Raw genomic sequence first — 14,410 nt, 5'->3', positions numbered from 1 at the left:
TTTGCATCATTCTAAATTAATAACTATATTTTATGTTCAAACACATCATATTATTTGTAATGCTCGTGATGAGCCCACTGCTTTTTGGGCAACATCACAAAATCAAAGGAACAATTTCCGATGAAACTAAATTTCCTGTAGCTGGGGTAATTATCCAACTGCAAAACAACCCTAGTATTGCCACTCAAACCGATGCTAATGGGCTGTATACCCTCAACTTTATACCCAGCAGTAAAGAGATAACCTTGGAAATTATCAAAGAGGGATTTGAAAAACAAATGGTTGTTGTTACGCTCCAAAACAACGAAAACCGCGTCACTTACGTAGATTTCACACTCCCAAAGGAGGCTATTGCTTTGGAAGAAGTTGTAGTGAGTGATAACCCCAGCTTAATTGCTAACTCCGAGAGTTTATCGCGAAAAAAATTAGATAAAGTTCCTGGAGGTACCAATATAGCCAACTTAAAGGATTTGTCCGAAAAGCGTTCTCAAACCCTCAAAGATGCTCTTGTGCGTCAACCAGGGGTAGTTATTCAAGAGTTTTTCGGTGGTAACGACCAGCCTCGCCTCAATATCAGAGGTTCAGGAATACAAAGCAATCCACAATCACGTGGAGTTGCTCTATATCAAGATGGTATTCCCATTAATTTCGCTGATGGATCGTATATTATAGGTGTTTTAGAACCTCAAGCATCCAATTTAGTAGAAGTATATCGTGGAGCTAATGCTATGGAATATGGCGGAGCTACCTTAGGAGGTGCTATGAACTTCGTGACCAAAAATGGCTATAATGCCTCTCCTCTTAGTGTAAAAATGGAAGCGGGGAGCTTCAATTACTTCAACAGTAGTCTTTCTTCAGGATTTTCTTCTGGCAAAAACGATGGTTTTATTTCTACCTCGTATAGCAAAAGCGATGGATACCGCACTTACAACTCCTCCAAACGCTTCAACGCATTGCTAAATATTGGCAGACAGTTTACCAATAAGTTTGAAACTCGCCTATATGCCTCATTTACCGATTTATATTTCGATATTCCAGGTCCTCTTACCAAACAACAATACGAAAGTGATAGCAAACAAATAAACGGAGCCCCTAAACTCACCGTTCCTTATGCTTTCGGACCTAATGTACAACGCGATAAACCTAATAGATCAAGCAAAATCGCACGTTTTGGTAGTAAGTCGGCTTATAAATTTAACAACCATAGTTTGCTCACTGCCACTTTGTATTACCAATATGCTGATGATGCCTTTGTATATCCCATAGCCACCAATATACGTCACGATTACAACAACGATTATGGTTTGCGCCTTACTTATGATTATAATACTCGTGAAAACGATTTATCAATAGGGGTACAACTCAGCCAAGGTAAAATGCATCAATTGCGAAACATCAACGAAAAAGGAAGTTTCGGTGCATTATTTGCCAAACAAGACCTCTTGTCAAACCACGCCGTAGCCTACATTTCCGATGTGTACAAAATCACCGATAAATTCCTTGTGAATGTAGCCGTACAAGGTAGTTACGACACCCGAAAGTTAGAAGATAAATTTGAGGATAGTAGCCGACCCATATCCTTCTTTGCTGGTCAAAATTTGCGCCGTGTCCAAAGCCCTTCTCCTGTAAAAAAACTTGATAATGAGTATACGTACAACGCTGTCAATCCCAAAGCAGGTGTGATTTATAAGTTTAGCGATAATGCCCAAGTATATGGTAATTATAGCTTTAGTTATGAACCCCCTACCTTCCTTGAAATCATTCGCTTAACAGGAGGTGCTGCAATGAGTGGTACACAAGTAATTTTCCCTAATAGTAGCAATGCCAATTCCAGTGCTAAAAATATTGCAGCCTTTGAATTGAAAGCTCAAAAAGCACAAACTGCCGAAATTGGAACTAAAGGAAATATTAATGATGTCTTCGTGTGGAATGTAAGTGCCTATCACTCTTGGGTAAAAGATGAGATTTTTACCCTCACCGATGGCGAAATTGGCATCAATGGTATTACTGTAAACGCTCCTTATACCTCTGTCCACCGAGGAGTTGAGGCGTCATTGCAATCTACCTTTGCTAAACGTGTATTTTCAAGCAAAGGCGATGCCTTTACTCTTTTTGTAAACTACAATTACAGCGATTTCTTCTTTGATGGAGGCGCTCTAAAAGGCAACCAAATAGCAGGTATCCCTAAACATTACATCTATGGTACTTTAGACTACAAACACCCTTCTGGATTCTTTGCCGAGTTCAACGTTGAAGCACTCCCTGAAGATACCCCTACCGACCATAAAAATACTTATTACCAAGATGCCTATCAACTGTTAGGCGCTAAAATAGGATTTAAAAAAGGAAACTGGACGTTCTTCTTCCAAGGTAATAATTTAGCCGATACAGTTTATGCATCCAGCTATTTAATTCAAGACCAAGTAACTCCTCCTCCTGCAAAAGTAGGCAACAGAGTCTTGCGACCTACCCCCACCATTGTCGATAAAACAAACTTTATCCCTGGTGTCGGACGCAACTTTGTAGGTGGTATAACTTACACTTGGTAAAAATCTTACAATTTAGTTTTGTACATATCAAAAAAGATTGTATCTTTGCGCCCGAATTAATAACCGAGGTCGTGAACCTCACTAATTAAATTTTTTTATGCCAGTAAAAATCAGATTACAACGTCACGGTAAAAAAGGCAAACCTTTCTATTGGATTGTAGCCGCCAACTCACGTGCAAAAAGAGATGGTAAATTCCTTGAAAAATTAGGTACTTACAACCCAGTTTCTAACCCTGCTCAAATCGAAATTGATGTAGATGCAGCAGTAAAATGGTTGAAAAACGGTGCTCAACCAAGTGATACAGCTCGCCGTATCCTTTCTTACAAAGGTGTATTGCTTAAATATCACTTGTTAGGCGGTGTTGCCAAAGGTGCCCTTACCGAAGAACAAGCTGAAGCTAAATTCAAAGCTTGGTTAGACGAAAAAGCTAACAAAGTATCTTCTAAAGAACAAAAATTAGCTAAAGAAAAAGCAGATGCTAAAGCTAAAGCGTTAAGTGCTGAAAAAGAAGCTAACGAAAAACGTAAAAACGACGCTGCTGCTAAAGCTGCTGAGGCTGCTGCCGAAGCTACCGCTGAACAAGCTGAAGCTGAAGCTCCTGCCGAAGAAAACAACGAAACTGAAGCATAGACTCATAATATGACCATTAAAGATTGTTTTTATGTAGGAACAATTGTGTCAAAGTTTAGCTTTAAAGGGGAAGTGCTCATCAAATTAGATTCTGACGACCCCGAAATGTACGAAGAATTGGAATCAGTTTTTATTGCTTTAGGCAATAATCTGGTTCCTTTTTTTGTTGAAAAAAGCTCTTTGCACAAATCCGATTTACTCCGTGTAAAATTTGAAGAAGTTAATAGTGAAGCCGATGCCGATGCTTTGCTAAAACACAAAATCTACTTGCCCTTAGCGGCTCTTCCTAAACTTTCGGGTAATAAGTTCTATTACCACGAAGTAATAGGATTTGAGGTTGAGGATATAAACTATGGAAAAGTAGGTAAAATTGTGAGTATCAACGATACTACTTTCCAACCCTTATTCGAAATAGAAAATGAAGAAGGCAAAGAAATCCTTATCCCTATGAACGATGAGTTTATTGAAAAAGTAGATCGCCCTAACCAAAAAATCATCGTAAAAACCCCCGACGGTCTTATCGATTTATACGTAAATTAAACTTTTTATTAGGAGAAATTAATAAAAAGCATTACCTTTGTCGCTCAATAACATTAACACTCATTTTTCCAATGAAAAAATATATCGATACAGGAAAAAAAGATACCCGAAGTGGCTTCGGTGCAGGTCTTGCCGAATTAGGACGAAAGAACCCTAATGTTGTAGCCCTTTGTGCCGACTTGATTGGCTCTCTAAAAATGGAAAAATTCATAGAAGAAAACCCTACGCGTTTCTTCCAAATAGGTATTGCCGAAGCTAATATGATGGGAATTGCTGCTGGTCTTACTATCGGTGGTAAAATTCCTTTTACAGGCACTTTTGCTGCATTTTCTACAGGTCGCGTTTATGACCAAATACGCCAATCAATTGCCTATTCTAATAAAAATGTAAAAATATGCGCCTCTCACGCCGGACTTACCTTAGGAGAAGATGGTGCTACTCACCAAATATTAGAGGACATCGGACTAATGAAAATGTTACCTAATATGGTTGTAATCAATCCTTGTGACTACAATCAAACTAAAGCGGCAACCCTTGCTATTGCCGATTATGTAGGTCCTGTATACCTCCGCTTCGGTCGCCCTACTGTGGCTAACTTTACCCCCGAAGATCAAACTTTTGAGATTGGCAAAGGTATATTACTAAACGAAGGCTCTGATGTTACCATTGTTGCTACAGGTCATTTGGTTTGGGAAGCTCTTTTAACTTGTGAAGTTTTAGAACAACAAGGTATCTCTGCCGAAGTTATCAATATACATACTATCAAACCTTTAGACAACGAACTAATCCTCAAATCTGTAAAGAAAACCAAAGCAATTGTTACTTGCGAAGAACACAACTACTATGGTGGTTTAGGTGAAAGTGTAGCTCGTGTACTTACACAGCACTGCCCTACCCCACAAGAGTTTGTTGCTGTAAACGATACCTTTGGTGAAAGCGGTACGCCTGCTCAGCTTATGCAAAAATATGGATTGGACAAAGAGGGTATTTTAAAAGCAGTTGAAAAAGTACTGAAAAGAAAATAAATAGTATGATACAATCAATGACAGGATTCGGAAAGAGCGTGTTATCTCTTTCCGATAAACATATCAGTATAGAAATCAAATCTTTAAATAGTAAGAGTATTGATATCAACACGCGTATTCCTCAGGTATATCGGGAAAAAGAACTCGATTTCCGCAAACTTATTGCAGAACAATTAGTGCGTGGAAAAGTGGATTTTAACATCTTCGTAGAAAATACAGGTACTCAAACACCTTCTAAAATCAATCCTAACATCGTAAAATCGTACATCGAACAAATGCGTGCGATTGTGGATGGCGACCTTACCGAGTTGCTTAAAATGGCAGTGCGTATGCCCGATGCCTTGCAAACCACTTCCGAAAGTATTTCTGAAGAAGAACTTGCTAATATTTTCCAACATATCAACCTCGCTATTGCCGATTTGCAAAACTTTCGTTCTCAGGAAGGTAAAGTGTTAGAAAAGGATTTTATTTTGCGTATTAACAATATCAACCGCCTATTACAAGAAGTACAAGGTCTTGATGAAGAACGCTTAGCTTTGATACGCGAACGCCTTGAAAAAGCAGTTGCGGATATCCAAAATGTAGATGCCAATCGCTTTGAGCAAGAACTTATTTTCTATTTAGAAAAATTGGATATTACCGAAGAAAAAATCCGACTCAAAAAACACTTAGACTATTTTCTCGAAACCCTCCAAAGCGAAGATTCTAACGGACGTAAACTGAGCTTTATTGCACAAGAAATTGGAAGAGAGGTAAATACCTTAGGTTCTAAAGCTAACTTTGCCCCTATGCAACAGTTAGTAGTGCAAATGAAAGATGAACTCGAAAAAATTAAAGAACAAGTATTAAACGTCCTGTAACCTGACACCTATCACCTGACACCTAAAAATGAACAAACTAATTATTTTTTCAGCTCCCTCAGGGAGTGGTAAAACTACTATAGTAAGGCACCTATTATCAATTGAAAAACTCAACTTAGCCTTTTCTATTTCAGCTACCTCTCGTGCACCCCGTGGCGAAGAACAACACGGCAAGGAATACTACTTCCTATCATCCGATGAGTTCAAAAATCGTATTCAGCGCGATGAATTTATGGAATGGGAAGAGGTGTATGCTGGTTGTTACTATGGCACTCTAAAATCAGAAGTAGAACGCCTTTGGGCAAATGGTAAAAATGTAGTATTTGACCTTGATGTTGCTGGAGGTCTCCGCTTGAAAAAAAAATACCCTGACCAAACCTTGGCAATTTTTGTAGAACCTCCTAGCCTTTCTGCCTTAGAAGAACGATTGCGCAATCGTAAAACCGAAACTGATGAGAAAATTCAAATGCGCCTTAACAAAGCCGAACAAGAAATGGCTACTGCTCATCAATTTGATGTGATTATCAAAAACAATGAGTTGCAAAAAGCCTTACAAGAGGCTGAGAACGTAGTAACCGAATTTATCAATCGATGAAAAAACAAATAGGCTTATTCTTTGGATCGTTCAACCCTATCCATATAGGACACCTCATCATTGCTAACCATTTAGTAGAACACAGTGCTATGAACGAATTGTGGTTTGTAGTAACACCTCAAAACCCATTTAAAGAAAAACAATCGTTGTTAGACAATCACTTACGGTTAGAAATGGTAAATTTAGCAATAGATGAATATCCCAAGTTAAGAGCTTCAAACATCGAATTTCAGTTGCCTCAACCTAATTATACAGTCAATACTTTAACCTATTTGGAAGAAAAATATCCTCAAGCTAACTTTGCCTTGATTATGGGAGAAGACAACCTAAAGAGCTTTCACAAATGGAAGAACTACAAGCATATTTTAGCAAATTACCCTATTTATGTCTATCCTCGTATTTCAGAGGGAGATATCCCCCAATCCTTAATCAATCACCCACAAATCACTCGTATAAATGCCCCTATCATCGAACTCTCAGCCACCTTTATTCGTGAAGAAATCAAAGTTGGACGCAATATACGTCCACTCCTCCCTGAAAAAGTATGGCAATACATTGATAAATTAGGACTCTATTTCAATTAACAATTGACAAGTAACAATTAACATTTTTGCGTCACACACTTAGCCAAAGTTTCACACTTTGGCTAAGTTAAAACCAATAATATCAGGCGTAAGTCTTATCTCTTTTAATATATGAAAAAAACGAAAATACTAATGGTTTGCTTAGGCAATATTTGCCGTTCTCCTTTAGCCGAAGGCGTGATGAGAAGCAAGCTCCCTTCCGATAACTTTGAAGTAGATTCAGCTGGTACTGCTAATTATCACGTTGGTGATGCCCCTGATGATCGTTCTATTGCTTCTGGTAAACAACACGGAGTAGATATCTCTATGCTTAGAGGACGACAATTTTCTGCAAAAGATTTCTCTCACTTCGATTATATCTTCGTAATGGACAAAAGTAACTACCAAAACGTGATCCGCCTTGCTAAGAACGAAAAAGAACGTGCTAAAGTACATTTTTTAGCCGATGCTTTAGGAGGAATGGCACAATGTGAAATCCCCGACCCTTATTATGGTACAGAAGCTGATTTTGAAAACGTCTATCAGCTCATTGATGAGGCTTGCACAAAAGTTGCTCACAAACTATCTCCTAACCCCTAACTACTACCTCCTAAAATGGACTTCTCATCTAAACTCTTAGAAAACGCCGTATACGAAATAGCACAATTGCCCTCTATAGGCAAGCGCACTGCTTTGCGTTTGGCTTTACATTTGCTCAAACAGCCCGAGGAACAAGCCTTACAGTTAGCACAAGCTATTGTAGCGTTACGAACCCATATACAGTATTGCAAAAACTGCCACAACATCTCCGATGTCGACCTTTGTGAAATATGTGCCAATCCCGCTCGTGATACAGGCATTATTTGTGTTGTAGAGGATTTTCGTGATGTAATGGCAATAGAGAACACAGGGCAATTCAGAGGACAGTATCACGTCTTAGGAGGCAAAATATCCCCCATCGATGGTATTGCCCCCTCCAATCTGCACATCGCCTCACTGATAGAAAAAGTAAAGGCAGGCAAAGTAACCGAACTCATTCTCGCCCTCAGCAACACTATGGAAGGAGATACAACCAACTTCTACATCTACAAACAAGTAGAGCCCTATCACATCACCATCTCCACCATTGCACGAGGCATAGCTGTAGGCAGCGAACTCGAATACACCGATGAAGTAACCTTAGGTCGCAGCATTGCCCATCGCATCCCTTTTGAAAAAGCTATCAAAGCAGTATAATCCTTACCCCCAAGTTCCTCACCCCATTATCACGTGCAGCTCCTACCTCACCTTTACTCCGCCTCGTCTGACCTATTTTCTTGCCCCCCTTTACTTCGCCTTGTCTGCCCTGTCTGCCTCTCCCACTACCTGCTCGGAACTCGCACTTCCCATTACTCTGCCCTGTCCTACTTGTCTGAGTCGTCCTACCTCATCCTACTATCAAACTTATCCTCTCTAAAACTCTCTCAAAAAAACTAATTTTATTAGGTTTTCCAACTTTTTTATAATATATTTGCAGCACTTATTTAACGTCAGTTCGATATAACAGAAAAATGATTTAGAGCAATATAACACAATATATTCACAAAATAATTCACCGCCAGGTGAAAATTTGTGAGATTATATAAAGTAAAGAGTTTTATACTTTCCCAAATTCGTGAAAATTCGTGAAATTCGTGGGAGATTCAAAATATTTTGCTGATTGTTAAATAATTACTTACATCGAACTCACGTTATTTAATATTAAAAGGAATATGAAACGTATTTTAATTGCTTTTTTAGCAATATTATTTGCTCAACTTAGCGAAGCTCAAACTCAAAAGTATTCAACTTTTTATGTTCAACGAGCTAGTTTGTTCAGTAAATTGGCTATCACCCCTAAAGACATTGTTTTCATTGGCAATAGTATTACCAATGGAGCTGAGTGGTCTGAACTCTTTCCACAAAAACGTGTAAAGAACAGAGGCATTAGTGGCGACACTTCCGAAGGTGTCTACGACCGATTAGCCCCCATTGTAAAAGGAAAACCTGCTAAAATATTTATCTTCATCGGTATTAACGATATTTCTCGTGGGATACAGGTCGAAACTATCATCTTAAATATGAAGCGAATTGTTGAGAAAATACAAAACGAATCACCTAAAACGAAGATTTATATTCAAAGCATTCTACCTGTAAATCCAGATTTCGGAATGTTTAAAGATCATCAGAAACCCCAACTCATTAAAGAAATCAACCAACAGTATCAAAATATAGCCAAAGAGTATAAAGTGAATTATATTGATTTATATTCATATTTCCTTGAAGAGGGAACCGACAAAATGAATAAGAACTATACTAATGACGGATTACACTTGTTAGGCGAGGGATATTTATTGTGGAGCGAAATTATAAAACCATATCTTTAACTTCAGTTCAATATAACAAAACACCGATTTACAATTACATTTAAGGTAAGCTCCCTAAGAATTTTAGACTATACTGTTCAGCTTGCACCTCTCACACCTCCCATTGTTTTCACCTGCCCGTCAGCCTTGTCATAACAAAATATTTTATGTAGCCCCTATTTTGTGTAAATTCGTGAGAGATTTAAACTATATACCCTCAAACTACCTTCCTGTCCGGATCGCACTCTTTCGAGGTTGTTGGCAATTGCCGAATAAATGAGTCGGAGGCTAAATAAAAACGAGTAAATCAGCAACACTTTTTGCTAAAAAATTTTTGTGGTTTGGAAAAATGTCGTATATTTGTAAAATATATTTTGATAACAAAGAAACTCAACACTAAAACAGGAGAATATTTAATATGAAAATGACAAAAAATGATTTACACAATGCCCTGAAACACTACTTTGGGTTTGAAGCGTTCAAAGGGCATCAAGAAGAAATTATTACCAGCGTGATCAACAAAGAAAATACCTTTGTAATTATGCCCACAGGTGGTGGTAAATCATTGTGCTACCAATTGCCTGCCTTAGTTCTGGAGGGAACTGCTATTGTGATTTCCCCCCTTATCGCCTTGATGAAAAATCAAGTAGACGCGATGCGTGGTATTTCATCTACCGATAGTATTGCCCACGTACTCAACTCTTCTCTTACCAAAAACGAAATCCGTGAGGTAATGGAGGATATCAGCGCTGGCAAAACCAAATTGCTATATGTCGCCCCCGAGTCCCTCATCAAAGAGGAATATGCTAACTTTCTCAAAACCGTTCCTATCTCCTTTGTCGCTGTAGACGAGGCGCATTGCATCTCTGAATGGGGACACGATTTCCGCCCTGAGTACCGCAATATCAAAACCATTATTGAGCGTCTGGGCAGCAATATCCCTATCGTCGCGCTTACAGCTACAGCTACCCCTAAAGTGCAAGAGGATATTCTCAAAAACTTGGGAATGCTCGAAGCTAATGTATTTAAATCATCATTCAACCGCCCTAATCTCTATTATGAAGTACGCCCTAAAACCAAAAACGTAGATGCCGATATCATCCGTTTTGTAAAACAGAACAGCAAAAAATCAGGAATTATATACTGTCTCAGCCGTAAAAAGGTAGAAGACCTTGCACAAACCTTACAAGTAAATGGTATTTCGGCGGTACCTTACCACGCGGGATTAGATGCCAAAACACGCGCCAAACACCAAGATATGTTCTTGATGGAAGAGGTAGATGTGGTGGTAGCAACCATCGCCTTTGGTATGGGTATCGATAAACCCGATGTACGCTTTGTAATCCACCACGATATCCCAAAAAGTATTGAAAGTTACTATCAAGAAACAGGACGTGCTGGTCGTGATGGTGGTGAAGGGCATTGCTTGGCTTTCTACTCTTATAAAGATGTAGAGAAACTGGAAAAGTTTATGATAGGCAAACCTATAGCCGAGCAGGAAATAGGACAAGCGCTCTTGCAGGATATTGTAGCTTACGCCGAAACCTCTAGTTCTCGCCGTAAATTTATCTTGCATTACTTTGGCGAAGAGTTTGACGAGGTAAATGGCGAAGGTGCTAATATGGACGACAATGTGCGTTTTCCTAAAGAGAAGAAGGAAGCCAAAGATGATGTAGTAAAATTGCTCAACGTGATTATTGCTACCAAACAAAAGTTCAAAGCTAAAGAAATTGTAAATACACTTATCGGTAAAGTGAGTGCCCTTATCAAAGCACATCGTATTGATGAACAAGACTTCTTTGGTATTGGTAAAGATAAAGATGATGCTTATTGGATGGCTCTCCTTCGTCAGGTAATGGTAAACGGACTCATACGCAAGGATATAGAAACTTACGGAGTAATGTTTATCACCGATAAAGGAAAGGAATTCTTAAAAGAAGTGCCTTCATTTATGATGACTGAAGACCATAGTTATGAAGAAGAACCTGAAGATATCAATAGTGCTAATGCAGTAGCTGCAGACCCTGTACTTCTTGATATGTTAAAAGATTTGCGCAAAAAGGTAGCCAAACAGAAAGGGGTGCCTCCGTTTGTGGTATTCCAAGACCCTTCACTCGAAGATATGGCTCTCAAATATCCTATAACCATTCAAGAACTTACCAATGTACACGGTATAGGGGAAGGTAAAGCTAAGAAGTTTGGAGCAGAGTTTATAAAGCTCATTGGTCGTTATGTTGAAGAAAACGACATTGTGCGCGCTGAAGACCTTATTGTAAAAACTACAGGTTCTAACTCTGCTTTGAAGTTGTTTATTATTCAGAACATAGACCGCAAATTGCCTTTACCCGATATTGCCCAAGCTAAAGGATTAGAAATGGATGAGTTCCTCAAAGAAATGGAACAGATAGTATATAGCGGAACTAAGCTAAATATTGATTATTGGGTAAATGAAATCTTTGATGAAGAACAACAAGAAGAGCTTCACGAATACTTTATGGAAGCTGAAAGTGATAAAATATCTTTAGCTTCTAAAGAATTTGCTGGCGATTACGAAGACGATGAGCTCAGAATCTATCGTTTGAAGTTTATCAGTGAAGTAGCAAATTAACAGATGTGTACATAAATTAAAAAGAGAATTAAGTATAATGCTTAATTCTCTTTTTTAATATCTATAAAAACAATAAATGCAGTGGTTTACAAGGTAACCCAAACCATTCTGAAACAGTACTATGAGTAAGAATTCCGTGGTAAGAATAAAGTCCGTTTCTAAAACCTTTATCTATTTGTAAAAAGTTTTCTACTCCTCCCTCCTCCCCTATTTTTAGTAGGTATGGTAATAAAATATTACTTAACGACGTTGAAGCTGTACAGGCATAACGTGAAGAAAGATTAGGTACCCCACAATGTACAACTTCGTATTTAGTAAAGGTGAGTTGTTCTAAAGTTGTAAGTCCGCTAGTTTCTACACAACCTCCATTGCCTATACTTGTATCTACAATCACAGCGCCTCGTGGCATCTGTTGTACCATATCTTCTGTAACAACTATAGGTGAGCGATGAGTTCCCGTCATAGCTCCTATAAGTACATTACAACGCTTCAAGGATTCTCGAAGTAATTGAGGTTGTAAGGTTGCGGTATATACTGAGGAAGGTAAATGTGTGCGTAGTTTCCTTAAATCGGTAAGGGAGGAAGCAAATATCTTTACATTAGCACCTAATCCTAAGGCAGCTTTAGCAGCAGCTTCTGTGATGTTATTAGCTCCCAAAAGTACCACCTCTATAGGAGGTACTCCTGTAATATTTCCAAATAGAAGTCGATTTTCTTCTGTGATGAGTTCTGAAGCAGTTAGCACAGCAGCTATACCCGTAAGCTCATCCACCGATTGTTGTATAGGATAATTTTCAGCCTCATCTTTGATATATTCAAAAGCTAAAGCAGTAATTTGCTTTTGCGTAAGCATCTCAAAGTAGGCTATATCTTGTGTATTGGGTTGTAAAGCTGAAAGCAATACAGTTTGAGGGTTGAAGTAAGCGAGTTCTTTAGTAGTAGGAGGCTCAACTTTCAGTACCATTGGACAAGCAAAAACTACTTCGGTATCATACACAATTTCAGCACCTGCCTCGCTGTAATCAGCATCAGGAAAGTAAGCTTCTTCACCTGCCCCAGCCTCTACGAGAATTTGGTGACCATTAGTTACTAATACCGCTACTTCATCTGGTGTTAAGCAAATTCGTTTCTCTTGAAAAGTGCGTTCTTTAGGAAGTCCTATTTTCAACGATTGTTGCTCATTGCTCACCGCTAAGCGTTCTTCTTGTGGTAATAGTTGAGATATGGTTTGCATCAGTCTGAGAATTTAGTTTCTAAATCACTCACATATTTCTTGAAAGCGCGATCGGTTTCTATTAAGTTTTCCACTGTTTTGCAAGCGTGTAGCACCGTGGCGTGATCACGTTGCCCTATCTGGCTTCCAATGGTAGAAAGTGAGTTTTTAGTGTATTTCTTCGAGAAAAACATCGCCAATTGTCGGGCTTGTACTACATTGCGTTTACGGGTCTTGGAATGTAGTGATTCGATATCTAAATTGAAGTAATCGGCTATAATTTGCTGAATGTGGTCAATAGTTAAATCGTTTTTATTATTTTTCACCGATTTATCAATAATGCTTTGTGCAAGTTCTATAGAATATTCTTTGCGATTAAACGCTGCTTGTGCAATCAATGAGTTGCTCACCCCTTCTAATTCACGTACATTCGTACGTATATTTTCAGCCAAATAAGCAATTATATCTTCTCCTATTTCGGCTCCATCATTATAGAATTTATTTTCTAAAATCTTGTAACGTGTTTCGTAGTCAGGAGTTTGTAATTCAGCCGAAAGCCCCCATTTAAAACGAGAAAGGAGACGTTGTTCTATATCAAATAAATCTACAGGAGCTTTATCCGAAGTGAGGATTACCTGCTTGCCGTTTTGGTGTAGGTGATTGAAGATATGAAAGAAAGCATCTTGAGTTTTCACCTTCCCCGAAAGGAATTGAATATCATCTACGATAAGTACATCGATGAGCTGATAGAAGTGAATAAAGTCGTTAAGGGTATTTTTATCCTTGTCTTTAGCTGTAGAAGCACTGATAAACTGTTGAGTAAACTTTTCAGCAGAAACATAAAGCACTTTTTTCTTGGGGTATTTTTCTTTAATATCCACCCCTATAGCGTGAGCTAAGTGAGTTTTTCCTAAGCCTACCCCTCCAAAAATAAATAGTGGATTAAAAGCCGTTCCACCAGGTTTATTGGCTACTGCCATACCTGCAGAACGTGCCAAACGATTAGAAGCACCTTCTACAAAATTATCAAAGTTTTGATGTAAATTGAGTTGAGGATCAACAGTTATCTCACGAATTCCAGGTATTACAAAAGGATTTTTAAGTCCAGGGTCTTTGGTCTCAGTAGCTAAAGTCAAAGTCTGTTTTGCTAATTCTGGACGATTCGTACTTGGAAGTTGTTCTTTAGTAAGTGGATTATCAACAATATACACAAGGCGGGAGTTTACTCCCAAAGTAAATGTCATTGCTGATTTGAGAAGAGAAATAAAATTTTCTTCTAACCATTCATAAAAGAATCTACTTGGAACTTTGATTTTCAAAGCATTCCCCTCTAATTCAACAGGAACAATAGGAACAAACCAAGTATTAAATTGTTGCTCAGTGATGTTGTCTTTTATAAATTCAAGACACTTACTCCAAACTTTTTCAGCTGCTTCTTTCAT

Annotated in this window: 13 protein-coding genes; 11 read left to right on the top strand and 2 right to left on the bottom strand. The window is 38.4% G+C overall.

Annotation, left to right across the window (positions count from 1 at the left end):
* Positions 1–32: 32 nt before the first annotated feature.
* From CGC57_RS00065 to recQ, 11 genes are all read left to right on the top strand, one after another.
* Positions 33–2,549 (top strand): TonB-dependent receptor domain-containing protein, encoded by a 2,517-nt coding sequence (locus CGC57_RS00065; protein WP_095897477.1) that lies wholly within the window; start codon positions 33–35, stop codon positions 2,547–2,549.
* Positions 2,550–2,646: 97 nt separating this feature from the next.
* A complete protein-coding gene (locus CGC57_RS00060; protein ID WP_002678283.1) occupies positions 2,647–3,180 on the top strand; it encodes a 30S ribosomal protein S16 in 534 nt (177 codons plus the stop codon).
* Positions 3,181–3,189: 9 nt separating this feature from the next.
* Positions 3,190–3,720 (top strand): ribosome maturation factor RimM, encoded by a 531-nt coding sequence (gene rimM / locus CGC57_RS00055; protein WP_002678153.1) that lies wholly within the window; start codon positions 3,190–3,192, stop codon positions 3,718–3,720.
* A gap of 71 nt (positions 3,721–3,791) precedes the next feature.
* Positions 3,792–4,745: a transketolase family protein gene (locus tag CGC57_RS00050; protein ID WP_095897476.1), complete on the top strand. Its 954-nt coding sequence runs from the start codon at positions 3,792–3,794 to the stop codon at positions 4,743–4,745.
* A gap of 5 nt (positions 4,746–4,750) precedes the next feature.
* A complete protein-coding gene (locus CGC57_RS00045) occupies positions 4,751–5,605 on the top strand; it encodes a YicC/YloC family endoribonuclease (protein WP_095897475.1) in 855 nt (284 codons plus the stop codon).
* Positions 5,606–5,633: 28 nt separating this feature from the next.
* On the top strand, positions 5,634–6,200 hold the full coding sequence (gene gmk, locus CGC57_RS00040) for a guanylate kinase (RefSeq protein WP_095897474.1): 567 nt from the start codon (positions 5,634–5,636) through the stop codon (positions 6,198–6,200).
* Positions 6,197–6,784: a nicotinate (nicotinamide) nucleotide adenylyltransferase gene (nadD, locus tag CGC57_RS00035; protein WP_095897473.1), complete on the top strand. Its 588-nt coding sequence runs from the start codon at positions 6,197–6,199 to the stop codon at positions 6,782–6,784. Before gmk ends, nadD begins: the two co-directional genes overlap by 4 nt.
* A gap of 111 nt (positions 6,785–6,895) precedes the next feature.
* Positions 6,896–7,363 (top strand): low molecular weight protein-tyrosine-phosphatase, encoded by a 468-nt coding sequence (locus CGC57_RS00030; RefSeq protein WP_095897472.1) that lies wholly within the window; start codon positions 6,896–6,898, stop codon positions 7,361–7,363.
* A gap of 15 nt (positions 7,364–7,378) precedes the next feature.
* Positions 7,379–7,999 (top strand): recombination mediator RecR, encoded by a 621-nt coding sequence (recR, locus tag CGC57_RS00025; protein ID WP_095897471.1) that lies wholly within the window; start codon positions 7,379–7,381, stop codon positions 7,997–7,999.
* A gap of 515 nt (positions 8,000–8,514) precedes the next feature.
* Positions 8,515–9,168, top strand: coding sequence for an SGNH/GDSL hydrolase family protein (locus CGC57_RS00020; protein ID WP_095897470.1), 654 nt, complete (start codon positions 8,515–8,517; stop codon positions 9,166–9,168).
* A gap of 397 nt (positions 9,169–9,565) precedes the next feature.
* Positions 9,566–11,755 (top strand): DNA helicase RecQ, encoded by a 2,190-nt coding sequence (gene recQ / locus CGC57_RS00015; RefSeq protein WP_095897469.1) that lies wholly within the window; start codon positions 9,566–9,568, stop codon positions 11,753–11,755.
* Positions 11,756–11,816: 61 nt separating this feature from the next.
* Here recQ and CGC57_RS00010 read toward each other — a convergent pair whose 3' ends face one another.
* Entirely contained in the window at positions 11,817–12,989 is a 1,173-nt protein-coding gene (locus tag CGC57_RS00010) for an alanine dehydrogenase (protein ID WP_095897468.1), read from the bottom strand.
* Positions 12,989–14,410 carry a chromosomal replication initiator protein DnaA gene (gene dnaA / locus CGC57_RS00005; RefSeq protein ID WP_002678805.1) on the bottom strand — a complete coding sequence of 474 codons (1,422 nt, stop codon included), beginning with the start codon at positions 14,408–14,410 and terminating at the stop codon, positions 12,989–12,991. Before dnaA ends, CGC57_RS00010 begins: the two co-directional genes overlap by 1 nt.

It is taken from the genome of Capnocytophaga sputigena (genome assembly GCF_002302495.1).
GTDB classification, from domain to species: Bacteria; Bacteroidota; Bacteroidia; order Flavobacteriales; family Flavobacteriaceae; genus Capnocytophaga; species Capnocytophaga sputigena.
Note: the sequence above shows the minus strand (reverse complement) of the source record. Positions and strands in the feature narration are given on the sequence as shown.

Bases quoted from the DNA above. Each gene is read 5' to 3' on its own strand.
- CGC57_RS00065 (WP_095897477.1), top strand. From the start codon at position 33: ATGTTCAAACACATCATATTATTTGTAATGCTCGTGATGAGCCCACTG.
- CGC57_RS00060 (WP_002678283.1), top strand. From the start codon at position 2,647: ATGCCAGTAAAAATCAGATTACAACGTCACGGTAAAAAAGGCAAACCT.
- rimM (WP_002678153.1), top strand. From the start codon at position 3,190: ATGACCATTAAAGATTGTTTTTATGTAGGAACAATTGTGTCAAAGTTT.
- CGC57_RS00050 (WP_095897476.1), top strand. From the start codon at position 3,792: ATGAAAAAATATATCGATACAGGAAAAAAAGATACCCGAAGTGGCTTC.
- CGC57_RS00045 (WP_095897475.1), top strand. From the start codon at position 4,751: ATGATACAATCAATGACAGGATTCGGAAAGAGCGTGTTATCTCTTTCC.
- gmk (WP_095897474.1), top strand. From the start codon at position 5,634: ATGAACAAACTAATTATTTTTTCAGCTCCCTCAGGGAGTGGTAAAACT.
- nadD (WP_095897473.1), top strand. From the start codon at position 6,197: ATGAAAAAACAAATAGGCTTATTCTTTGGATCGTTCAACCCTATCCAT.
- CGC57_RS00030 (WP_095897472.1), top strand. From the start codon at position 6,896: ATGAAAAAAACGAAAATACTAATGGTTTGCTTAGGCAATATTTGCCGT.
- recR (WP_095897471.1), top strand. From the start codon at position 7,379: ATGGACTTCTCATCTAAACTCTTAGAAAACGCCGTATACGAAATAGCA.
- CGC57_RS00020 (WP_095897470.1), top strand. From the start codon at position 8,515: ATGAAACGTATTTTAATTGCTTTTTTAGCAATATTATTTGCTCAACTT.
- recQ (WP_095897469.1), top strand. From the start codon at position 9,566: ATGAAAATGACAAAAAATGATTTACACAATGCCCTGAAACACTACTTT.
- CGC57_RS00010 (WP_095897468.1), bottom strand. From the start codon at position 12,989: ATGCAAACCATATCTCAACTATTACCACAAGAAGAACGCTTAGCGGTG.
- dnaA (WP_002678805.1), bottom strand. From the start codon at position 14,410: ATGAAAGAAGCAGCTGAAAAAGTTTGGAGTAAGTGTCTTGAATTTATA.